Annotated in this window: 23 protein-coding genes; 19 read left to right on the forward strand and 4 right to left on the reverse strand. The window is 30.7% G+C overall.

Translation table 11 applies throughout. The features are described 5' to 3' along the window. Positions 1-62: 62 nt before the first annotated feature. Positions 63-3,440 carry a hypothetical protein gene (locus tag ABNT61_RS12670; protein WP_348743494.1) on the forward strand — a complete coding sequence of 1,126 codons (3,378 nt, stop codon included), beginning with the start codon at positions 63-65 and terminating at the stop codon, positions 3,438-3,440. 59 nt (positions 3,441-3,499) lie between these two features. Then, on the forward strand, positions 3,500-3,976 hold the full coding sequence (locus tag ABNT61_RS12675; RefSeq protein ID WP_348743495.1) for a DUF3575 domain-containing protein: 477 nt from the start codon (positions 3,500-3,502) through the stop codon (positions 3,974-3,976). Here ABNT61_RS12675 and brnQ read toward each other — a convergent pair. Both brnQ and ABNT61_RS12685 read right to left on the reverse strand, forming a co-directional pair. Continuing rightward, a complete protein-coding gene (brnQ, locus tag ABNT61_RS12680; RefSeq protein WP_348743496.1) occupies positions 3,973-5,247 on the reverse strand; it encodes a branched-chain amino acid transport system II carrier protein in 1,275 nt (424 codons plus the stop codon). The two genes, ABNT61_RS12675 and brnQ, sit on opposite strands and share 4 nt — an antisense overlap. A 3-nt stretch (positions 5,248-5,250) precedes the next feature. Further along, positions 5,251-6,042, reverse strand: a complete 792-nt coding sequence (locus tag ABNT61_RS12685) for an alpha/beta hydrolase (protein ID WP_348743497.1) — start codon at positions 6,040-6,042, stop codon at positions 5,251-5,253. Positions 6,043-6,065: 23 nt separating this feature from the next. Between ABNT61_RS12685 and ABNT61_RS12690 the strand changes: the two genes are divergently transcribed. From ABNT61_RS12690 to ABNT61_RS12705, 4 genes are all read left to right on the forward strand, one after another. Further along, on the forward strand, positions 6,066-6,875 hold the full coding sequence (locus ABNT61_RS12690) for an alpha/beta hydrolase (RefSeq protein WP_348743498.1): 810 nt from the start codon (positions 6,066-6,068) through the stop codon (positions 6,873-6,875). Positions 6,876-6,897: 22 nt separating this feature from the next. Continuing rightward, on the forward strand, positions 6,898-8,040 hold the full coding sequence (locus ABNT61_RS12695) for a helix-turn-helix domain-containing protein (RefSeq protein WP_348743499.1): 1,143 nt from the start codon (positions 6,898-6,900) through the stop codon (positions 8,038-8,040). A 15-nt stretch (positions 8,041-8,055) separates the two neighbouring features. Next, a complete protein-coding gene (locus ABNT61_RS12700) occupies positions 8,056-9,183 on the forward strand; it encodes an AraC family transcriptional regulator (protein WP_348743500.1) in 1,128 nt (375 codons plus the stop codon). A 132-nt stretch (positions 9,184-9,315) separates the two neighbouring features. Next, the gene (locus ABNT61_RS12705; protein WP_348743501.1) at positions 9,316-11,685 is read left to right on the forward strand and encodes a TonB-dependent receptor domain-containing protein; all 2,370 of its coding nucleotides are present in this window, start codon (positions 9,316-9,318) and stop codon (positions 11,683-11,685) included. An 82-nt stretch (positions 11,686-11,767) separates the two neighbouring features. Here the strand turns inward: ABNT61_RS12705 and ABNT61_RS12710 are convergent, their stop codons facing one another. Next, positions 11,768-12,565 carry a hypothetical protein gene (locus ABNT61_RS12710; RefSeq protein ID WP_348743502.1) on the reverse strand — a complete coding sequence of 266 codons (798 nt, stop codon included), beginning with the start codon at positions 12,563-12,565 and terminating at the stop codon, positions 11,768-11,770. A 165-nt stretch (positions 12,566-12,730) separates the two neighbouring features. On the opposite strand from ABNT61_RS12710, the gene ABNT61_RS12715 reads away from it, so the two are divergent. Then, positions 12,731-13,300: a hypothetical protein gene (locus tag ABNT61_RS12715; protein ID WP_348743503.1), complete on the forward strand. Its 570-nt coding sequence runs from the start codon at positions 12,731-12,733 to the stop codon at positions 13,298-13,300. Positions 13,301-13,383: 83 nt separating this feature from the next. After that, on the forward strand, positions 13,384-14,037 hold the full coding sequence (gene upp, locus ABNT61_RS12720) for a uracil phosphoribosyltransferase (protein ID WP_348743504.1): 654 nt from the start codon (positions 13,384-13,386) through the stop codon (positions 14,035-14,037). Here upp and ABNT61_RS12725 read toward each other — a convergent pair whose 3' ends face one another. After that, positions 14,038-14,940 (reverse strand): DUF6427 family protein, encoded by a 903-nt coding sequence (locus tag ABNT61_RS12725; RefSeq protein ID WP_348743505.1) that lies wholly within the window; start codon positions 14,938-14,940, stop codon positions 14,038-14,040. Positions 14,941-14,982: 42 nt separating this feature from the next. Between ABNT61_RS12725 and ABNT61_RS12730 the strand changes: the two genes are divergently transcribed. The 11 genes from ABNT61_RS12730 to ABNT61_RS12780 all read left to right on the forward strand — a co-directional run bounded on the left by ABNT61_RS12730 (position 14,983) and on the right by ABNT61_RS12780 (position 21,499). Then, positions 14,983-15,201 carry a DUF6341 family protein gene (locus ABNT61_RS12730; RefSeq protein ID WP_348710589.1) on the forward strand — a complete coding sequence of 73 codons (219 nt, stop codon included), beginning with the start codon at positions 14,983-14,985 and terminating at the stop codon, positions 15,199-15,201. A gap of 26 nt (positions 15,202-15,227) precedes the next feature. Continuing rightward, entirely contained in the window at positions 15,228-15,899 is a 672-nt protein-coding gene (trmB, locus tag ABNT61_RS12735; protein ID WP_348743506.1) for a tRNA (guanosine(46)-N7)-methyltransferase TrmB, read from the forward strand. Positions 15,900-15,966: 67 nt separating this feature from the next. Further along, positions 15,967-16,578 carry a hypothetical protein gene (locus ABNT61_RS12740; RefSeq protein ID WP_348743507.1) on the forward strand — a complete coding sequence of 204 codons (612 nt, stop codon included), beginning with the start codon at positions 15,967-15,969 and terminating at the stop codon, positions 16,576-16,578. A 3-nt stretch (positions 16,579-16,581) separates the two neighbouring features. Beyond that, positions 16,582-16,908, forward strand: coding sequence for an MGMT family protein (locus tag ABNT61_RS12745; RefSeq protein WP_348743508.1), 327 nt, complete (start codon positions 16,582-16,584; stop codon positions 16,906-16,908). Positions 16,909-17,003: 95 nt separating this feature from the next. Continuing rightward, a complete protein-coding gene (locus tag ABNT61_RS12750; protein WP_348710584.1) occupies positions 17,004-18,134 on the forward strand; it encodes an Mrp/NBP35 family ATP-binding protein in 1,131 nt (376 codons plus the stop codon). An 8-nt stretch (positions 18,135-18,142) separates the two neighbouring features. After that, positions 18,143-18,379: a NifU family protein gene (locus ABNT61_RS12755; RefSeq protein WP_348710583.1), complete on the forward strand. Its 237-nt coding sequence runs from the start codon at positions 18,143-18,145 to the stop codon at positions 18,377-18,379. 130 nt (positions 18,380-18,509) lie between these two features. Continuing rightward, a complete protein-coding gene (locus ABNT61_RS12760) occupies positions 18,510-19,565 on the forward strand; it encodes an NAD(P)/FAD-dependent oxidoreductase (RefSeq protein ID WP_348743509.1) in 1,056 nt (351 codons plus the stop codon). Then, positions 19,566-20,480: a sterol desaturase family protein gene (locus ABNT61_RS12765; protein ID WP_348743510.1), complete on the forward strand. Its 915-nt coding sequence runs from the start codon at positions 19,566-19,568 to the stop codon at positions 20,478-20,480. After that, positions 20,477-20,821 carry a hypothetical protein gene (locus tag ABNT61_RS12770; RefSeq protein WP_348743511.1) on the forward strand — a complete coding sequence of 115 codons (345 nt, stop codon included), beginning with the start codon at positions 20,477-20,479 and terminating at the stop codon, positions 20,819-20,821. Before ABNT61_RS12765 ends, ABNT61_RS12770 begins: the two co-directional genes overlap by 4 nt. Before the next feature lie 9 nt (positions 20,822-20,830). Beyond that, positions 20,831-21,160: a 2Fe-2S iron-sulfur cluster-binding protein gene (locus ABNT61_RS12775; RefSeq protein WP_348741140.1), complete on the forward strand. Its 330-nt coding sequence runs from the start codon at positions 20,831-20,833 to the stop codon at positions 21,158-21,160. Between the two features lie 36 nt (positions 21,161-21,196). Then, positions 21,197-21,499 (forward strand): hypothetical protein, encoded by a 303-nt coding sequence (locus tag ABNT61_RS12780; RefSeq protein WP_348743512.1) that lies wholly within the window; start codon positions 21,197-21,199, stop codon positions 21,497-21,499. Positions 21,500-21,533: the final 34 nt, after the last annotated feature.

Here is a 21,533-nt window from a genome sequence, read left to right on the forward strand (position 1 = left end):
AGAAATAATAGACGTTTTAATAGAGAATAAACTATTTTTGATTCCGTTACGTTTATGAAAGTATGACCAAAAAAGTATTCTTTTTCTTTTTTTTTATTTCCCTATTGGGTTTCGGACAAAAGAAACTTAAAGAATTTAGGTCAAAGAAAATAAATGTTAAAAGCGACACTATTCAAATTGATTCGGTAAGTATTAATCCTACTTTTTTTAAGTTATTTTCAAAAGACGGAAAGGAAATTCCTAAAGAACAATATCAAGTAGACTTTGTAAAATCTAAACTAATCATAAAGTCAGATAGTTTTCCCGAAGTTACTATGGAATATTTGCGATATCCAGCCTTCTTAACTAAGAAATATTCCCCATTAGATAAAAGTTTAATCGTACCTAATTCTACAAATACTTCTGAAAAATTATACAGTTTAACAACGAATAAGAAAAAAGCAAAAAATGAGTTTTTCGATGGTTTAAAAACTTCAGGATTTATATCAAGAGGAATCACTTCAGGAAACAATCAGAATGCAGTTACCAATGCCACTTTAGATTTAACTATTGAAGGAAAATTGTCGAAAGATGTCTCGATAAGAGCTAATATTTTCGACACGAATTTTCCATTACAACAAGGAGGTTATTCTCAAAATATTACAGACTTCAATCGTGTTTTTGTTGAGTTGTATAATAAGAATTGGAAAGTAAAAGGAGGAGATGTTTCTCTTGCTAATAAGGATAGTTATTTTTTAAATTTCGATAAACAAGTTTCTGGATTACAAGTTGAGGCTGATATCAGTAAAAACTTTCGAGCTTCTGCATCTGGAGCTATAGTTCGCGGTCGTTTTACAGCTTTTAATTTTGTAGGAACAGAAGGAAATCAAGGTCCGTATAAAATTTTTGGTCCGAATAACGAATCAGCTATTGTAATTGTAGAAGGTAGTGATGCTGTTTTTGTGAACGGAACTCGCTTAAAACGTGGAGAAAACAAGGATTATATCATTGATTACAATTTAGCTGAGGTTCGTTTTAATACTAAATATCCAATTACAAATGATATGCGTATTCGAATAGAATTTCAATTTTCTGATCGAAATTATTCGCGTTTTATCACCTATGAAAAAGCACAGTACAAAGGAGAAAAGTTTTCTATTTCTGGATATTTCTACAATGAAAATGATGCTAAAAGTCAACCGATTCAGCAAAACTTAACTAACGAACAAAAACAAATTCTAGCTAATGCAGGAAACGATATTACACAAATGGTATCGCCAAGTGCTTTTATTGATGAATTTTCTCCGAATAGAATTCAGTACAGAAAAGTAGATATTGGTGGAGTTGAAACTTTTGAGGTTTCTAATGATGAAAATGAGGAATTATATACAGTTACCTTTACTAACGTTGGAAACAACAACGGAAGTTATGTAATTGATAGTACAATTGCCATTGGAACTATTTATCGATATGTAGGTCCGAATTTAGGGAGTTTTGAACCTTCTGTTCGATTAGTTGCACCAACCAGTTTACAAGTTGCTGTAGTAAATTCAAATTATAATCCATCAGAAAAAACCAACATTAGTGCAGAGTTAGCTTACAGTAATAATGATCAGAATTTGTTTTCTTCAATTGACGATGAAAAGAATCAACAAATTGCATCAAAACTAAACTGGAAACAAACCATTTTGGATGGAAGTTGGAAATTGAAAAGTACGATGGATTATGAGTTTGTTCAGCAGAATTTTAGAACAGTACAGCGTTTTAGAACCGTTGAATTTAATCGTGACTGGAACTTGAGATCTGCAGTTGGAAATCAGAATCAATTAGCAACTACGTTTAGATTAGAGAAAGAGAAAAACAATTTTGTTTCTTATGGTTTTAATCATTTGAATTTTTCGGAAAGTTTTAATGGTAATAAACATGAAATTCAATCAAGATTAAGTAACAAAAGCTCTGTTTTTAATTTAAAGGGAAGTATGTTACAAAATACATCTACCATTGAGAAAGATGAGTTTTTTAGATTGTATAGTAATTATGAAAAGCGATTTAAAAAAACGTGGATTGGTGGTTTGGTAAATTTTGAAACAAACGAAATACGAGATAGAAACACGAATACATTCAATACTTTAAGTCACCAATTTCAAGAGTATGAAGGATATTTTGGAATAGGAGATTCGACAAAAGTATTTGCAAAAGTAGGATTGAATTATAGAACAAATGATAGTATCAAAAGCAATTCATTTACAAGAATAAATAATAGAAATACAGTATATCTTGATAGTAGAATTATCCAGAACAAAACAACAAATTTGTCGGTTTATGCGAACTACAGATTTACCGATCAAAAGTTTACAGAAAATGAGCAGTCATTAAATTCGAGAATAGTTTATAACCAACGATTTTTTAAAAACGGATTAACCATTGGAACGGTTTACGAAACATCATCAGGAAATATTGCTAGACAAGATTTTATTTATGTGAAAACTGAGCCTGGACAAGGTTTTTACACTTGGATAGATTATAATAATGATGGAGTTCAACAATTTGAAGAATTCGAAATAGCACAGTTTCAAGATCAAGCAGAATATCTTAGAATTCCTTTACCAAACTTAACGTTTTTACCCACCCAAAGAGCATCTTGGAAGCAATCTATCACATTAAACCCAAGTCTTTGGAAATCGAAAAAAGGAGTTCGAAAATGGTTGTCTTATTTTTATAATCAAACCTACTTTTTAATTAATAATGAGCAAAGACGAGTTGGTGATAGTTTTAATTTGAATCCGTTTGATTTAAATGAAGATCAATTAGTTGGATTGCAATTCAATTTCAGAAATAGCTTCTATTTCAATAGAAATCTGCAAAATTATAGTTGGATTTATACGTTTGGTAAGTCGAGAAATAAACAACAATTCACAATTGGTAATCAAGAGAATAATACGATTACGCATCAACTTGACTTTACACATAAATTAGGGAAATTTTGGTTGTTTGAAGCCAAATCATCCTTCTCTGAAAATAAATTATCAACCGAAAACTTCGCAAATAGAAATTACAACTTAAGAAATAAAGAGTTTAATCCGAAGCTGACTTATTTATATAGTAAAGACCATAGGTTATCTGCATTTTATCATTTTAAGAACAAAGAAAACACCGTTGCTGGATTAGAAAACTTACGTCAGCAAAAATTAGGTTTAGAGTATTATTTTATTTCTAAGAAACAAAATCAAATTTCGGCTAACTTCAATATGTTTTTAAATAATTTCGAAGGAGATGCAAATTCTCCAGTTGGATATCAAATGCTAGAAGGATTGCAAGTTGGAAGGAATTTTACTTGGAATGCATTGGTGACGCAAAAGTTAAATTCGTTTTTAAATTTGAATTTGAACTACTTTGGCAGGAAAAGTGAAGAGTCTAAAACAATACATACAGGAATGGTTCAATTGAAAGCCATTTTTTAGATAAATGATGTATTTTTGTTTAACAAATTAAGAGTATAACAACCCAATATATTTCACACATGAAAAAGATTGTAGCAATTGTAGCCGTTTTAATGAGTTTCTTTACACAAGCACAACAAGAAGTAAGCGTAGATTTAGGAGATGCTTTAGTAATGAAAACACTAGAGGTAACGTATGAATATTATTTAGCAGAGCAATCATCTGTTGGTGTTTCTGCGTTATTCAATTTTGAAGGAAGAAGCTCTGATTTCAGATATAATGAGGATAGTATGATTACTCCATTTTTCAGACATTACTTTACTACTGCTCAAAATTGGAATTACTTCGGAGAGATTTTCTTTGGTGTTAATAACGGAGAAAAAGATAACGGAACCAAATATACTGATGGAGCATTAGGTGTTTCTGTTGGAACTAAATATGTTTCTAACGGTGGATTAATGGTTAGTGTTCTTGGAGGAATTGGTAGAAATATGTTTTCAGACAATTCTCCAGCAATTGTACCAAGAGTTGGTTTAAATATTGGTTACCGTTTCTAAGCTTCTTTTTTACTTAGTAAGCTTGTAATTCCAAAAGTTAGTAAAGCTGGTAAAACCCATCCTAATTGATCTTTAGAAAAAGGTATGATGTTTTGAATACCAACCAACGATTCTTTATTTACAAAGAATTGTAAAAAATCTGGTATGCTAAATATAAATGTAACTATTACAACTGCTTTAAATATTGTTGGTGTGGCTAACTTTTCAGGAAGAATATTTAGTAAGATTAATACGATGGTTATCGGGTAGATAAACATCAGAGCTGGTAATGCAATTACTATAATATCATGCACATCAAGTTGTCCCATTACAACACCTAGAATACAACCAATAACTGCAGTAATTGTATAAGCCTTTTTAGAATTATTAAATAAACCTTTGAAATAATCTGAAGTTCCTGTAATAATTCCAACAGCGGTTGTAAAACATGCTAAGGCAACTAAAACACTTAAGAATGTAGTTCCAATATTTCCTAAAGTTTGTGTGCTTAAACCCGTTAAAACTTCTGTTCGAGTAGCTTTTTCTGCAAAAGTACTACTGAAAATTGCACCGTTAAAAATCAATCCAGCATAAATTATCAATAAACCAAGTCCCGCAATTAATCCAGATTTAGTTATTAGTTCTTTCTTTTCTTGGAATGAAGTGTTTTTATTAAAATTCATAGAAATAACTAAAACTCCACCAATAACAACGGCTCCAATGGCATCAAAAGTTTGATAACCTTCTAATAATCCACTTACAAAAGGTGTGTCAAAAATAGTTGGAGTTGAAATTGTATTTGACGAGAAAATTCCAATGAATATTATAGATAAAAGTATCACTATAATTAAAGGAGTAAGAAACCTTCCAATTAAAGTTAAAATTTTACTTCTGTTCATAACAAACACAAGAACCAATGCAAAATAAATAGAGCTTGTTAGTAAAGAATCAGTTCCAAAATAAGGTTGAATTGCCATTTCATGTGTAACCGAAGCTGTTCTTGGTGCAGGTAAGGCCACCGAAATCGCATATACAATTAAGCAATATATCAAGCTAAATGTTGGTGACACTTTTTTACCAAAATCATACATCGTTCCTTGTAAGCGAGCATGTGCTAATATTCCTAAAATTGGAATAAAAACAGCAGTAATAAAAAAACCTAGAGTTACCCAATGCCAAGCATCTGCAGCATTTTTTCCTAAAAACGGAGGAAGAATTAAGTTTCCTGCTCCAAAAAACATAGAGAATAAGGCAAAGCCAGTAATTAGAATTTCTTTTTTAGGATTTTTCATTTACTATTGGTTTGATTTTAAAGAAGAGATAAAGTCGATTGTTTTTGTATTAAAAACAGTAGGTTGCTCTACATTAACAACGTGTCCACATTTTTCAATGATATATAAAGTAGAGTTCAGATGATTTTTTACCACTCGTTTGATAGAAGGCAGAAATAAATGATCTTCTGCTCCCATGATGTATAAGGTTGGTGTTTTAATTTCTTTTGCTCGGAAAAAACGTAATAAGGGATTTATCTCTGAAGTAAGTTTAAACCATTTTAAAAATTCTTTTTGGTATAACTTTTTTGCTTCGTTAATAAATAAAAGTCTAGATTTTTTATGATTCTTTTTGGGCATTATTATAAAAGCAAATAGTTTATACAATAACATGTAAGGTACTATTGATTTAAAGATATTCCCAAGTTTCATTAGTAATTGAGACCTGAAATTTAACTTTAAAATTGCTCCTCCTAAAACCATGCTTTTTACCAATTCAGGTTTTTGTTCCGCAAGATTTCGTATTAAAATTGAACCTAAAGAAATTCCTATAAAGTGAGATTTTTTAATCTTCACATGTTGTAATACTTCAATAATATCTTTAGTTACAACATCAAAGGTGTATTCATTTTTAAAAAGTTTACCTATAGATGGTTTACTTCTACCATGACCTCTTAAATCTAAAATAAGCACATTAAAGTGTTTTTTAAATTCTCGAACTTGCTTAAACCAAATGGTACTACTTCCTCCAGCGCCATGAATAAAAGTTACCCATTCTGAAGATGTTTTATGTACGTATGTGTTATGATATAACAACTCTTATTTTTTACGTTTTAAAGATGAAAGATACATATTTTTGCGGCATGGAAAATTGGATGGTATATAAAAATACTAGAGTAGCTTACTATTGTTATGGAGAAGGAACTAAAACCTTGGTCTTATTACATGGTTTTTTAGAGAATTCTTCAATGTGGAAAACGGTTGTTGATGAGTTTTCAAATGATGTTAAAATTATATGTATTGATCTTTTAGGTCATGGGAAGTCCGAATGTTTGGGTTATGTACATACTATGGAAGAAATTGCCCAATCTGTACAAGCAGTTCTTTTGAAAGAAAAAGTTAACGAAGCAGTTTTTGTAGGTCATTCTATGGGAGGATATGTTGCTTTAGCATTGGCAGAAAAATATCCAGAATTCATTGGGAAATTATGTTTGTTAAACTCTACCGCACAACCAGATTCTGAAGAGCGAAAAACTCTTAGAGACAGAGCTATTCAAATGGCAAAAACCAATTACGAAGCATTAGTTTCAATGTCCATTAGTAATTTGTTTTCATCGGAAACTTCAAGTGAATTTACGGCTGAAATTGCATATTGTAAAAAAGAAGCTTTAAAAACACCAGTTCAAGGATATATTGCTTGCGCCGAAGGAATGAAGATTCGTAAAAAAAGAGAGCATGTTTTACAATCAGATGCTTATGAAAGTTTACTGGTTACTGGAAAAAAAGATCCTGTATTGGTTTATGAAAATAGTATTGCAGAGGCGAATAGAACTCAAACTCCAATAGTAGAACTATCAAACGGGCATATGAGTCATATTGAAAACAAGAAAGAGTTATTAAATAGTTTAAGAGATTTCATTCACTCTTAATTTGATAAAAATTCATTTATATTTGAATGAAGCTAAAAAAATGAATGATTTAGATATAAGAGTTTTCGTTGGTATTCTTGCCACATTCATCACCTTACTTTTTGCGATGTTTATTTTTTCAGTTAAGGCTGAAAATAAATTGAGTAATCGGTTGTTTGGTGCTTTTTTAGTTATTAGCTCTATTGAGACAGCAGGTTTTTTTATCCATGATTTTGTTACCATGTCTCTTTCATTTTTCATGTTTAAAAACACAAGTTATTATTTACTTACACCTGTGTTTTATTTGTATGTATGTTCAGTTTGTTATTCTGATTTTAAATTAGAGAAGAAACATCTTTGGCATTTACTTCCTTTTATTATCGGGAATTTGGTAATGACTCCGAGGTTTTACTTAGGAACAAGGGAAGTTCAAGAAGGGTTATTAGCAAACTTAATTCATACAAGAGAGCTTATATTTATGCATATTTCAATGCATGTGCAATCTATTTATTACTATGTAATGAGTATCATAGTGTTGAGAAGAGCTAAAAATATCTTTTTTGAAAACCACTCAGATAATGTAGTGCAAACCTATAAATGGTTATATCAAATTGTGATTTTTTGGATTGCTATTTTTTCCATAGCGCTTGTCAAAAATATTTTTAAATATTCAGATGTACAGTCTACATATTTTACAAGTTCACAAGTAGTTTTAGTCTTTGCCATTTTACTCATTACCTGTTGGTATATTTTAAAAGCTTTAAACAATCCTGATTTATTTAAAGGAGTTGATTCTAAAACCAAGCTAACTAAAGAACTGTTAGAAGAAAGCGAAGACAAAAATGAGAATCAAAAAATAATTGAGAATTTAAAGGTGTTCATGAATGAGGAAAAACCGTTTTTAAATCCGTCTTTATCAATTCGTAATTTGGCACATCAGATGAAGATCTCTCCAAGAGAACTTTCTATTGCGATTAATCATAATTTGAATCAACATTTTTTTGATTTTGTAAATGAATATCGAATTGAAATGGCAATGAATTTATTAACGGATAAAAGCAAACCTAAACTTACCGTTTTAGAAATTTTATATGATGTAGGTTTTAATTCAAAATCATCGTTTAACACGGCGTTTAAAAAACATACACAATTAACTCCAACCCAATTTAGAAAACAACATATTTAAGCGTAAAATTGCAAAATGGATAATTCAGTTATAATTGGAATTTTAGGATTTATTTTTTCCTTGTTGCTACTTGTTTTCTCTGCGTTTTTACTAACGGTAAAAACAAATAATAAGATTGGAAACATTTTATTAGCTTCATTATTAATTGTCACAGCAATAGACTGCACAGCGTTTTTTAGTTATTATGTAGTTGATGTGAATCTAACATTAGATATACTGAGGATAAAACTTTCCGGATTAAAAGAACCATTATTATTCTTGTATGTGTTATCTGTTATTTATTCAAACTTTAAGCTGAAAAAGATCCATTTAGTTCATCTTATTCCATTTCTTATCAATACACTGATATTAATTCCAAATTTCTTTTTAGTTGATAGTAAAGCAAAGGCTGAGTTTTATAATGATTTCATGGGGAATCCAGAAATTGTTTTTTCAAACTATTTCGGAAGGTTGCTAACCATTACATATTTTGGAGCGAGCATTTATTATGTTTTACGGTACAGAAAGCTACTTCTTGAAAATCATACTAACGAGAATGATTTTAAAAACTACAAATGGTTAAAACAATATTTGATATTAACTTTTATTGCAATCTTAATTACACTTACTAAAGGAGTAATTAGAGACAGTGGTAGGTTTTCGATTGAAGTTGTAGAGGTTTGGAGAATTGTATTACTCCTCTATGGAATGTTCTTTGTTTTTTGGTTAATCTTTAAAGCTTTAAATACGCCAAAATTATTCAGAGGATTTGATGTGAGTTTAAAAACATCAAAAGAAATGGATAAAGGGGATTTGGACGAGAATCATAACGAACGAATTTCCGATTTAAAAAAATACATGGAAGAACATGAACCTTATTTAAATCCATCACTTACTATTAGAAATTTAGCAGATCAATTGAAAGTTCCGATGAGAGATTTATCTGTTTTAATTAATCAAGAGTTAAAGCTTCATTTCTTCGATTTTATAAATGAATATAGAATAGAAAAAGCAAAAAATATACTGTCAAATCCATCAAAAACTAAAGTAACCGTCTTGGAAATTTTGTACGAAGTTGGATTTAATTCAAAATCTTCATTTAATACAGCGTTTAAAAAACATACTGGAAAAACACCTACACAATTCAGAAAATCAGTTGTTTAACGTAAAGTCGAACGTTTTAAAAAAATAGTCGAACCAATTTCTTGAGAAGAAAAAGGTTCGACTTTGTGTTTTCGGTCGCACAAAATGTGAACATGCAACACTTTTGTGTCATCAAAACAAAAACACAGAAACATGAAACGTTTAACAGTAGTAACATTTTTATTTTTTTCATTCTTATCCTTTGGTCAAACTATAAAAGGAAAAGTAACAGATGCAGTTGGAGATATCGGTTTTGCAGATATCGTAATTCGAGATAATTCAAACACCATTATTACAGGAACAAATTCAGATGACAATGGGAACTTTGAAATTAAAGTAGCGAAAGGAACTTATAAAATTGTAGTATCATTTTTAGGATATACAGATTGGGAGAAACAAATAAAAGTTGACAAAAATTTAGATTTAGGAATCATAAAGCTTGAAGAAGACAGTCAAAGTTTAGAAGAGGTTGTCGTTCAATCGAAAAGAAGAGTAATTCAGCAAAAAGTAGATCGATTAGTATTTGATGTTGAAAAGAGTGTAGTATCTGAAGTTGGAAACGGAGCAGATATTTTAAAACTAGCTCCAAGAGTTCAAGTTCAAAATGGAGTAATAGAAATTTTAGGAAAAGGAGCTTCTAGAGTTTTAATTAACGGAAGATTATCGCCAATGGAAGGAGAAGAACTAGTTTCTTTTTTAGAAAGTCTAAACGGGAACGATATTAAAAGTATTGAAGTTATTACCAATCCACCTGCAAAATATGAAGCAGCAGGAGGAGGTTTAATCAACATCATTTTAAAGAAAGCGAAATTAAACTCTTGGCACAATACATCTAGTTTAGTGTACAATCAAAACAAGTTCAACTTTGCTACCTTGAGAAACAACTTTAGTTATAATAAAAATAAATTTTCTTTAGTGTCAAGTTTAAGTGCAACGAAAGGAAATTTAAATAACATTGAAGATTTAAAAATTAACTATCCGAATAGTTTTTGGGATATTGATATCGAATATAAAGATAGAAGAGATAGTTATTCTGGTAGACTTCAAATGGATTATAAAATTTCGGATAATGTAAACATTGGAGCTCAGTATTTAGGAAACTTAAATCAGCCAGGAGGAATCAGTTCTGTTGTTTCAAATGTATTTGACCTTTCTGGGAATTTAGATAGAGTTATCAAAAACACAGGAGAAAATACAGTAAATACTCGCAATCATAATGTGAATTTTTACGCAGAAACAAAACTAGATTCACTTGGAAGATCAATTTCTTTTAACGCAGATTATTTTACATATAAGTCAGATAATGATAGAGATTTTATAACGGAAGCTTTTGATAATTCTGGAAATTCAATGGGAATTACTTCAGGAGGTTTAAATATGACGGATCAGAAAATTGAAAATTTTAGCTCTAAAATAGATGTGAATTATCCAATAGATAAGGTTCAGTTGTCATTCGGTGCAAAAACTAGTAACACAAAAATAAATAGTGGAGTACAGTTTTTTAATACACTTTCAGGGTCTCCTGTTTTAGACACAACCAATTCTAATGACTTTATGTATCAAGAAAATAACATTGCTGGTTATGTATCAAGTAACTTCAATATTTCTGAAAAAACAAAGGTGAAATTAGGAGTTAGAGTTGAAAACACAAATACGTTAGGTGTTAGTGTACAGACAAATGAAAGCAACAGAAACAACTTTACTCAGGTTTTTCCAACAGCTTATATTTCGTATAAGAAAAACGATAATAATATCTTTAACTTCTCTTATGGTAGAAGAATTGAAAGACCTCGTTTCTCCGATCTAAATCCATTTAAAATTTTTATAAACGATAATAGTTTTAGTGAAGGAAATCCGTTTTTAAATCCTTCTTTTATGGATAGTTTTGAGTTTACTCATTCTTATAAAAGAAAATTGAATTCTAGTGTTTTCTTAAATGTAACTACAAATGGTTTTGGAGTAATTTTCACATCAGATCCTGTTGAGGAAACTCAAATTGTGACTAGAGATAATTATATCACTCAATACAATTATGGAATCTCAGAGAACTATAGTACAAGTCCTTTTTCTTGGTGGGAAAGTCAGAATAGTTTTAATGTAATCGGATATTATTCAAAATTTGAGAAGAATATTGGAGCAGCTCCAAGAAATGGGTTACAATTAAGAGTAGCAACAAATAACACATTTAGTGTTGGAGAGAAATCAAAATTAATTGTGAATTCATGGTATAGTTCACCTTTCAATGGAGGGTTATATAGCCTTGGAGGAATGTATAATTTGTCTATTGGATATCAACAAAGCTTTAAAAACAACTTTAAATTATCAGTTTTTGCTAATGATGTTTTTAATACAAGTGCAGTAAATAATTTAGAGTCTGTAGTTGATGGAGTAAGACAAGTTTACGGTCAAAATTATAGTACAAGAAACCTAGTTTTATCATTATCGTATAGTTTCGGAAACAATAAAATTAAAGTTAACAAGAGAAACTTTGGAAACGATGAAGAGCAAGGTAGAAGTAATTAGAACAGTTTTTGTTTTGATAAAATGCTATGTAGATCAAGTTTAGAAACTAAGATTCCTGTCAAAAGACAGGAATCTTTTTTTATTAGAAGGAATATTCAATTCCTAGAACCAGTCCAGAAATGGTTTCACTTCCCAGTTTGTAATTATGATATCCGGTATACAAAGCAGTGCGTTTAATATGGTATTTTACTTGAGATTTGAAAACATTAACGGTATTGTCGTTAATAAAACTTTGTTTCCATCCTAAATGGAAACTAATAGGTTTAACAGGATAAATATCTGTTCCTATATTATAAGATGCTCCCCAAGTATCAACTTCATTTCCCACGTAAGTTCCTCCAATTCCCCACCACATAGAAAATGTGTTTTCTCTAACTCGGTAATAATTCATGTTAATGGAAGTGATATTTAAAGATTCATCTGTAAATAACCCTTCTTCGTTAAAACTTAAATAATCTAACTCTACACCTATAAGAGGAATTGGTTTTACCACAGCATTTAATTCAATTCCGTTTACTCTATGGACAAAATAATTAGCATTTAACTTAACGTTTGTTCTTCGGTTTTTTTCATTTGGAATTCTTGTGAACTCTCCAGATTTCCCGTCAAAATATGGGTATGGTGTGATTTCCGTATATTTTCCTTCACCGATAACTACACCATAACTTACATATCCTAAAAAATCTAAAAAGATTGATTCAAATATAGATTCGAAAATAGCTCCGCCTATACTATCGTCGTCATCATCTTCATCTTTGTCTGAACTTGAACTTACAGAAGAATTTGATGAACTACTTAAGCTTCCTTTAGCTTTTCCTAAAGTGCTTTGCGAGAATAAAATGCACGGAACAAATAGTAGTAATAGTAGTTTTGATTTCATAGTAAATTTATTTTTCAAAATTTTATCAATTTTTGTACCACTAACTTTTATTCAGAAACTCAAAATTGTTAAAAAGTAGTTAATTCATTTTTTTGAGAATTTAAGATGTAATTCGTGGTATGCTTTTTGTCTAGCAAACCACATCAATTGAAAACATTACTACTTATGAAAAACACAAAATTACTATGCACTCTACTCTTATTATCTTGTATTACACTATTTTCTCAGAAGGATTCAAAAAAGGTTAAAAGTCAAATTTCTGTTGAGAAAAATATCTTTGGAGTACAAGCCGGATTATTTGGTGCTTGGGTTTATAATGAAACAAAACTTGCTGATAATGTAGCTTTACGTACTGAGTTAGGAATGGATTTAGCTTTATTTGGCGGAACTTACTATCCAAAAACTGGAGTTGTTTTCTATCCAACAGTTACCGTAGAACCAAGGTTTTATTACAATTTAAATCGAAGAAATAAATTAAATAAAAAGACAGAGTATAACTCTGGAAACTTTTTCAGTTTAAAAACCAGTTATGGTTCAGATGCTTTTGCAATATCTAATTACGATGTTGTAATTAATAATCATATGAAAGTAGTCCCTAAATATGGTATAAGAAGAAGTTTTGGAAAAAACTTTGAAATGGAATTTTCTGCAGGAATTGGATACCTGTATGATTTTGATTTAAAATCCTCAGACACTATACTAGATTTAGGATTTAGAATCGGATATAGATTTTAACAAGAATTAAAAATTATGTTTAAAGAATACTTTGCATTAGGTGTAAAGTATTCTTTTTGTATATTGAGGTCTCAGTTGTTAAAATGAAAGTATACCACTTAGCTCGTCAACGTTCAATTCTTAATAAGTTTCTTTCTGAAATTAGAGATAAAAAAGTTCAGAAAGATAGTATGAGATTTAGAAGAAATATTGAACGTATTGGAGAAATACTAGGTTACGAACTTAGTAAAAACTTAAACTATTCTTCTAAACAAGTTATCACGCCGTTAGGAGCAAAACCAATGGATTTATTATCTGAAGACATTGTTTTATGTTCGATTTTACGTGCGGGTCTTCCACTACATAATGGATTATTAAATTACTTTGATGATGCAGAGAATGCATTTATTTCAGCTTACAGACATCACCCAAATAATGATGAAGAGTTTGAAATAGTTGTAGAATATTTTGCCTCGCCGACTATTACCAATAAAACATTGTTGTTAATAGATCCGATGTTAGCAACTGGTCGTTCTCTTGTTTCTGTTTATGAAGCCTTAAAAAAGTATGGTAATCCAAAACAAATTCATATCGTTTCGGTTATTGGTTCTTTAGACGGGATAGATTTTATCAAAAACCATTTTCCCGTAAATACATCACTTTGGATTGCAGATATTGATAATAAACTGAATAATAAAGGATACATTCTTCCAGGTTTAGGAGATGCAGGTGATTTAGCTTTTGGAGAAAAAATGTAACTACATAAAATAGTGAACTAAAGATCCGATAAAAAGGACGATTAGAATTAAATCAGCAAACCACTTTTTTTGTAATAATTCAAAACCGTTGGCAATTACTATTGCACACGGAAAGATTAAGTATGCTAATTCTGCTCCAGATCTATCTTTTAGAATGAGTAAAAGAATAATTGTTGATAGTAAATGAATAGAAACTAAAATCCAATTTTTCCTAAAAGCATTTTTGATCGATAATGTTCTTGGTGTTTTCATTACAAATGCAATAAAAGTAAAGCCTAAAAGAACGCTTAAAGAGAACTTATAAATAAAGGAAAAGTAAATTGAAAAATCATAGTAAGTGGTAAAACCTAAAAGAGAATAGAAGGTTTGTTCGTTATCATACCAAAAGCAATAGGTAAAATAAATAATTATTGGTGTGATAAAACCCAGTATTGGAGTTGTTAATCTTCTATAATCAATATGCTGATGCATTAATATTGATAGGAAAGTAAGTGGGAATAGTACAATTGTAAACGGTTCTATTATTGCAGAAATCCCCATCCAAAAACCACAATCAAATAATTTTTTAATAATGTTTTTAGAGGATTGTAAACTGTACATTCTTCTTACATAAACAAGTAAAATAAAATTCGAATAAAAGGAGGAATCAATTTTTATCACACTTGGAAAATATCCTAGAAGAATCACAAAAATTAAAAAGAAATAAGAATTATCGAAGGTCAAATTATTTCTGGACTTGATAAAATTTACCAATCCAAATAAAACCAAAAACCAAAAGCCTGAACTAAAATTTAGAGTATCTACAAAACCCGTAAAATAACCCGAAAACATATAGCAAAAAAATAGCGCTATAATAATCACTGATGTAAACGGTTTTGTGTTGCTGAAAAAGTTGGTTAACATTTTTTCTTTTTATACTTTTGCAAACGTAAAGATAATCAAGTTATGTTAGGATTAAATATTTTTAAATTCATAGGTGAAATATTTCAGGTGTTATTCATCCCTTTTGAGTGGATTCGTTTAACTCTTGCAAAAGGAGCAGCTGGATGGTGGACTTCTAATGCAGTGAACTGGATTTTCTTAGGTGTTCTTCTAGTTTTATTATACTACTGGATTTCTCAAGCTCTTAAATTTAAAAGAGAAGGTACAGAAGATAGAGCTTAATTAAGGCTTAATACATATACTACGCTTTGGGAAGCAAAAACAAACTTAAACGTTTCAAAGAAAACGAAACTTTTGATAATGTAATTCAACCTACAAGAGAAGAAGTTACTGGTAACTTTCATCTTAAAGGAAAATGGAATTCGTTCTTCAAAAACGATAACCCTATTGTTTTAGAATTAGGTTGCGGAAAAGGAGAATATACTATTGCATTAGCAAAAAAGAATCCGGATAAAAACTTCATAGGGATTGATATTAAAGGAGCTCGCTTTTGGAGAGGAGCTAAAACAGCCATTGAGGGTCAAATGGAAAATGTTGCCTTTATTCGAACGCAAATAGAATTGGTAGATTTGATTTTTGCTGAAAGTGAAGTAGATGAAATTTGGATTACTTTCCCAGATCCTCAAATAAAATATAAAAGAACTAAGCATAGACTTACCAATAGTTCTTTCTTGAAAAAATATCATCATATCTTAAAACCTAATGCATATATAAACTTAAAAACCGATAGTGAATTTATGCACGGTTATACATTAGGTTTATTACATGGAGAAGGTCATGAAGTTTTTCATGCAAGTCATGATGTTTATAAATTAAAATCTTCGCCAGAAGAAGTTACGGAAACGCAAACGTTCTACGAAAAACAATATTTAGAGAAAGACAAAGCAATTACTTACATTAAGTTTAGGCTGAATTATTAAAAATTAAATAATTTAGAAAGGACTTTAGTTTATAAGCGTCTAAAAAGCAATCAAATTTGTTTTAAAAATGCTTATTCATTTCATCATAGGTTTTATTACGTCCTACCTTGGATTTACTCCACCGAGTATGTTAAACTTAACAGTCGGCAAAATATTTATTGATGAAAATAAAAAATCAGCCCGTAGGTTTATTTATGGCGCTGCAATTGTTGTGTTTTTTCAGTTTTTATTGAGTTTATGGGTGATTTCATTAATTAATGAGGTTCCTCAATTGTTATTCTGGATTAAGAACGCAGCGGTATTCGTTTTCCTTTTTTTATCATTGTTTTATTTGAGAAAAGAAATGTTTTCAAAACAAAAAGTAAAACAGATTTGTGATAGAAAAACCTGTTTTGCCTACGGAGTCAAATTGTCTTTTGTAAATATGTTCGCTATCCCGTTTTTTGCATTAGCTTATTCATTTTTTAGCATGAAAGGTTTACTTTCTCAAGAATATAATTACTTATTAGCTTTTGGTTTAGGAACTTCATTGGGAGTAGTTGCTGTTCTGTCTAGTTATATTGTGCTAATTAGGAGTATGGAAAGTAAGGTGAATAAAGTTATGGTGTATTTCAATCCTTTAATGAGTGTTATTACAGGATTTTTAGCAGTGTTAACCACAATTAAATTGTACTTTTAAAGCATGAGTGATAATCAGAATTTCTTCGAAAGAGTTTATGAGGTGGCACGATTAATCCCGTATGGAAGAGTAACGAGTTACGGAGCAATAGCAAAATATCTTGGAGCAGCGAGGTCAGCCCGAATGGTAGGTTGGGCAATGAATAATTCTTCTGGAAAAGAAGTTCCAGCACACAGAGTTGTAAACAAAAAAGGAATCCTAACTGGAAAACATCATTTTGAAGGTACAAACCTCATGCAACAACTCCTAGAAAACGAAGGTGTAGAAGTGATAGAAAACCAAATTCAAAACTTCGAAAAAATATATTGGGATCCTGCTAAAGAACTATAATTCAACTCTATTATAACATAAGAATTCTAAATATTCCAACTTTAGTATCTGAATTGTAAGCGTTATCTTTGTAACTTAGAATTAATATAAACAGAATGAGCTTTAAAAAGCAAGATATATATAACGCATTAGAAACTATAACTGCGCCTGGAGAAGGTAAAAGTTTGGTTGAAAATGAAAACGTAAAAAACGTAGTTACTTTTGGTAATGAAGTAATTGTAGATGTAGTAATTGGGAATCCGTCTCTTCAAGCAAAAAAGAAGGTTGAGGTTGAAATTATGAAAGCAATACATCAACATGTAGATCAAAAGATTGAAGTTAAGGTAAACGTTAAAGCTGAGGTTAAACCAAAAGAAGAGGTTAACCAAATTAGAGGAAAGGAGATTCCTAATATTAAAAACATTATTGCAATTGCATCTGGAAAAGGTGGAGTTGGTAAATCTACAGTAACGGCTAACATTGCCATTTCATTAGCTAAAATGGGATTCAATGTAGGAGTTTTAGATGCTGATGTTTACGGACCATCTCAACACATTATGTTTGATGTGGAAAAAGAAAGACCTCTTTCAGTAAAAGTTGAAGGTCGTTCTAAAATGAAGCCTATTGAGAACTATGGTGTAAAACTATTATCATTAGGATTCTTTACTAATCCTAACCAAGCTGTAATCTGGAGAGGGCCAATGGCGTCAAAAGCTTTAAATCAATTAATTTTTGATGCAGATTGGGGAGAATTAGATTTCTTATTAATCGATTTACCTCCAGGAACAGGAGATGTTCATTTATCTATTGTTCAAGCGTTACCAATTACAGGAGCTGTAGTTGTAAGTACTCCACAAAATATTGCATTAGCAGATGCTAAAAAAGGAGTTGCAATGTTCCAACAAGAGGCAATAAACGTTCCTGTTTTAGGAATCGTAGAAAATATGGCTTACTTTACACCAGAGGAGTTACCAGAGAATAAATATTATATCTTTGGACAAAGTGGAGCTAAGAACTTAGCAGAAGATTTAGAAACTGCATTTTTAGGAGAAATCCCAATAGTTCAAAGCATTAGAGAAGGAGGAGATGTAGGTCATCCTGTTGCATTGCAAAATGGAACACAATTAGAAGAATCATTTAAAGAAATTACTCAAGAAGTAGTTTCTCAATTGTTAAAAAGAAATGCTAATTTACCACCAACAGAAGTTGTTAGAATAACTACAATGAGTGGTTGTAGCACAAAATAATTAGTTGTATGTCAGCACAAGAAACACAAAGCAAAGTTGAAAAAGCGTTAGATGAAATCCGCCCATTCTTAATTAGTGATGGAGGGAATATTAAACTTCTAGGAATAGAAGAGAACATCGTTAAAGTACAATTAGAAGGTGCTTGTAGTGGTTGTACAGTAAACCAAATGACACTTAAAAATGGTGTTGAAGCTACAATTAAAAAGTACGCTCCAGAAATTGAAGAAGTAATCAATGTCGCTTAACTGATTTTTGTCAGTATATAAATAAAAGTTCTACTCTATTTTTGAGTCTGAAGAACTAGAATAATCTTATTGTTAATAATCCATATTCCGCACTCGTTGCGGAATATCCTTATAAAAAGTTTTTTATCAGATGATAAAAACAGATATACTAATCATTGGAGCTGGTCCAACCGGCTTATTTACAGTTTTCGAAGCTGGTTTATTAAAGTTAAGATGTCATCTTATTGATGCCTTACCACAACCAGGAGGACAATGCTCAGAAATTTATCCAAAAAAACCTATTTATGATATTCCTGCGTATCCAGAAATCTTAGCTGGTGATTTAACAGACAAATTAATGGAACAAATCAAACAATTTGAGCCAGGATTTACTTTAGGAGAACGAGCAGATATCATTGAAAAACAAGATGACGGAACGTTTATTGTAACTACGAATAAAGGAACAAAACACCATGCACCAGTTGTTGCAATTGCAGGTGGATTAGGAAGTTTTGAGCCAAGAAAGCCACCTATTTCAAATATCGCTGACTACGAAGGAAAAGGTGTGGAATATATGATTAAAGAGCCAGAAATGTATCGTGATAAAGATGTAGTTATTGCTGGTGGAGGTGATTCTGCTTTAGACTGGTCTATCTTTTTAGCAGATGTTGCAAGTTCTGTAACTTTAATTCATAGAAGAAATGAATTCAGAGGTCATTTAGATTCTGTGGATCAAGTTCAAAAATTAAAGAACGAAGGAAAAATCAATTTAATTACTCCTGCAGAGGTTAAAGAAATTGCAGGTGATGGTAAAGTTGAAGGTGTTGTAGTTCATAAGAAAGACGAAGAGCCTTTCACGATTCATACTGATCATTTCATTCCTTTATTTGGATTATCTCCAAAGCTAGGTCCAATTGCAGATTGGGGATTAGAAATTGAAAAGAATGCAATTAAGGTGAATAACGCTTTAGACTATCAAACGAATATTCCAGGTATTTATGCCATTGGTGATGTAAATACATATCCTGGTAAATTGAAGTTAATTTTATGTGGTTTCCATGAAGCTACGTTAATGTGTCAAAGTGCGTTTAAACGTATTTTTCCAGATAAGAAATACGTAATGAAATATACAACAGTTGGTGGAGTTCAAGGTTTTGATGGAACTAAGAAAGAAGCTCCTAAAGCTGTAGTTAAGAAAATAGAGTAGATGAGTATATTAGAATATATAGAACAATTATCGCAGGATAAATTATTGTACTTCGCGTTGCCAGTATTCTTTGCTTCAATGTTTGTTGAGTTCAAAGTTGCTAAAGAAAAATACCATTCAAAAGATACGGGTGTGTCTTTATTAATGATGGTGTTTTCGGCAATTGTAGAGTTTATTCCTAAGGTGTTAGCGTTTGTTGTATTCTTTTATTTATATCAAATTTCTCCTTTAAATGGAGTGGTAAACAGACAATGGTGGGCTTGGTTATTATTGTTTTTTGCTGATGATTTTTCTTACTATTGGTTTCATCGTTTGAACCATGAAGTTCGATTGTTTTGGGCGGGACATGTTCCTCATCATTCATCAATTCATATGAATTTAGGAACCGCTTTGCGTCAAGGAGTGGGTGAAAGAATTCATAAGTTCTTTTTTTGGTTATGGATTCCGTTATTAGGATTCGATCCATTGATGATGTTCACTATGATGGGCGTAAGTTTAATTTATCAATTTTTCGTACACACAGAGTTGGTAGATAAATTACCAAAACCAATAGAACTTATTTTCAATACACCATCACATCACCGAGTACATCATGCATCAAACATCAGATATCTAGATTGTAATCATGCTGGAATTTTAATTATATGGGATCGTATTTTCGGTACGTTTTCAGAAGAATTAAAGGAAGTCGATCATCCTGTGTACGGTTTAACTGTAAATATCGAAACCTATAATCCAGTTACTGTTGCAACTCATGAATATGCGGCTATTTGGAAAGATGTAAAAAGAGCGGATAAGTGGAGTGATAAACTGAATTATATTTTCAATTCACCAGGTTGGAGTCATGATGGAGAGGATAAAAGAGCAAAAGTGCTTCGAAAGAAATTGAAAGAGCAGGAAAGAAATAAGGGATGAAAAGAGATTTATTAGGTATTGTTACTGGTTTAGGACCAAATTTTCCAACACAACCGTCATTTTATGATTTGTTTGTTTTTGGACTAGGAGCTTTATTTGTAATTATTTTATTAAGTTTTTGGTATAGTAGAATATCAAAATCGAATAATCTCTTAAATTCATACGATGATTTCTCCATTTATGAATTTACTTCTACAGTTTTTCAGAATGATTCAGTAGTTTATGCGACAAGTGTAGAAAGAGAAATTACTGCGACTACTAAATTGATATTGATAGTTTGTGTTGTCATAATCATTACAACTCCGTTTACTAAATTACTCGGTATTGAACTTTTTATTTAAAAGAAGAAAATGTCAGACATTAATATAAAAATTACAGACAGAGAAGGTGTTACTCACGAAGTACAAGCACCAACAGATATGAATATGAACTTAATGGAAGTAATTCGTTCTTATGAATTAGCTCCAGAAGGAACAGTTGGTATTTGTGGTGGAATGGCAATGTGTGCTTCTTGTCAATGTTATGTGAAATCGGATCATGAACTTCCTGAAATGACAGATGACGAAGATGCGATGTTAGCAGAGGCTTTTTATGTGGAAGATAATAGCCGTTTAGGGTGTCAAATTCATATGACTCCTGAGTTAGAAGGATTGGAAGTTGAGATGGCACCTGAAAGTTAATTTTTATTTATTCTAAATAAGTGTTATGTTTGCATCATGAATGTAGATGTAAATGTTGAACAATCAATTCGTTTAGAAGAGATTACTTTTTGTAAATATCAATTAACAACTGTAAACAAGAATATAGTTCTTACTTTTCCTCAGTTACTACAACTAAGAACTAACGTAAACAAGTTGACTTTTCACGAATCAATATGTGATATTATCGATTCTGATAATTTCGTGTTACTATTTGTAGCCGATAAACAACATCTTATTTATTTAGATATTTCTCAGTTATTACAACTGAAAGAAGTTATTGATTCATTCTTTGCTCCCGTTAAATCAGTTTTAATCTAAATAATAAGCTTATTTAGACTTTTTTCAAATTTTG

The sequence above is a fragment of the Tenacibaculum sp. 190524A05c genome (assembly GCF_964036595.1).
GTDB classification, from domain to species: Bacteria; Bacteroidota; Bacteroidia; order Flavobacteriales; family Flavobacteriaceae; genus Polaribacter; species Polaribacter platacis.

Coding starts and splice junctions, on each gene's coding strand:
- ABNT61_RS12740 (WP_348743507.1), top strand. CDS start 15,967: ATGCTTATTCATTTCATCATAGGTTTTATTACGTCCTACCTTGGATTT.
- upp (WP_348743504.1), top strand. CDS start 13,384: ATGAAAGTATACCACTTAGCTCGTCAACGTTCAATTCTTAATAAGTTT.
- ABNT61_RS12675 (WP_348743495.1), top strand. CDS start 3,500: ATGAAAAAGATTGTAGCAATTGTAGCCGTTTTAATGAGTTTCTTTACA.
- ABNT61_RS12730 (WP_348710589.1), top strand. CDS start 14,983: ATGTTAGGATTAAATATTTTTAAATTCATAGGTGAAATATTTCAGGTG.
- ABNT61_RS12745 (WP_348743508.1), top strand. CDS start 16,582: ATGAGTGATAATCAGAATTTCTTCGAAAGAGTTTATGAGGTGGCACGA.
- ABNT61_RS12670 (WP_348743494.1), top strand. CDS start 63: ATGACCAAAAAAGTATTCTTTTTCTTTTTTTTTATTTCCCTATTGGGT.
- ABNT61_RS12765 (WP_348743510.1), top strand. CDS start 19,566: ATGAGTATATTAGAATATATAGAACAATTATCGCAGGATAAATTATTG.
- ABNT61_RS12715 (WP_348743503.1), top strand. CDS start 12,731: ATGAAAAACACAAAATTACTATGCACTCTACTCTTATTATCTTGTATT.
- ABNT61_RS12690 (WP_348743498.1), top strand. CDS start 6,066: ATGAAAGATACATATTTTTGCGGCATGGAAAATTGGATGGTATATAAA.
- ABNT61_RS12700 (WP_348743500.1), top strand. CDS start 8,056: ATGGATAATTCAGTTATAATTGGAATTTTAGGATTTATTTTTTCCTTG.
- brnQ (WP_348743496.1), bottom strand. CDS start 5,247: ATGAAAAATCCTAAAAAAGAAATTCTAATTACTGGCTTTGCCTTATTC.
- ABNT61_RS12755 (WP_348710583.1), top strand. CDS start 18,143: ATGTCAGCACAAGAAACACAAAGCAAAGTTGAAAAAGCGTTAGATGAA.
- ABNT61_RS12780 (WP_348743512.1), top strand. CDS start 21,197: ATGAATGTAGATGTAAATGTTGAACAATCAATTCGTTTAGAAGAGATT.
- ABNT61_RS12775 (WP_348741140.1), top strand. CDS start 20,831: ATGTCAGACATTAATATAAAAATTACAGACAGAGAAGGTGTTACTCAC.
- ABNT61_RS12725 (WP_348743505.1), bottom strand. CDS start 14,940: ATGTTAACCAACTTTTTCAGCAACACAAAACCGTTTACATCAGTGATT.
- ABNT61_RS12770 (WP_348743511.1), top strand. CDS start 20,477: ATGAAAAGAGATTTATTAGGTATTGTTACTGGTTTAGGACCAAATTTT.
- ABNT61_RS12760 (WP_348743509.1), top strand. CDS start 18,510: ATGATAAAAACAGATATACTAATCATTGGAGCTGGTCCAACCGGCTTA.
- ABNT61_RS12710 (WP_348743502.1), bottom strand. CDS start 12,565: ATGAAATCAAAACTACTATTACTACTATTTGTTCCGTGCATTTTATTC.
- ABNT61_RS12750 (WP_348710584.1), top strand. CDS start 17,004: ATGAGCTTTAAAAAGCAAGATATATATAACGCATTAGAAACTATAACT.
- ABNT61_RS12705 (WP_348743501.1), top strand. CDS start 9,316: ATGAAACGTTTAACAGTAGTAACATTTTTATTTTTTTCATTCTTATCC.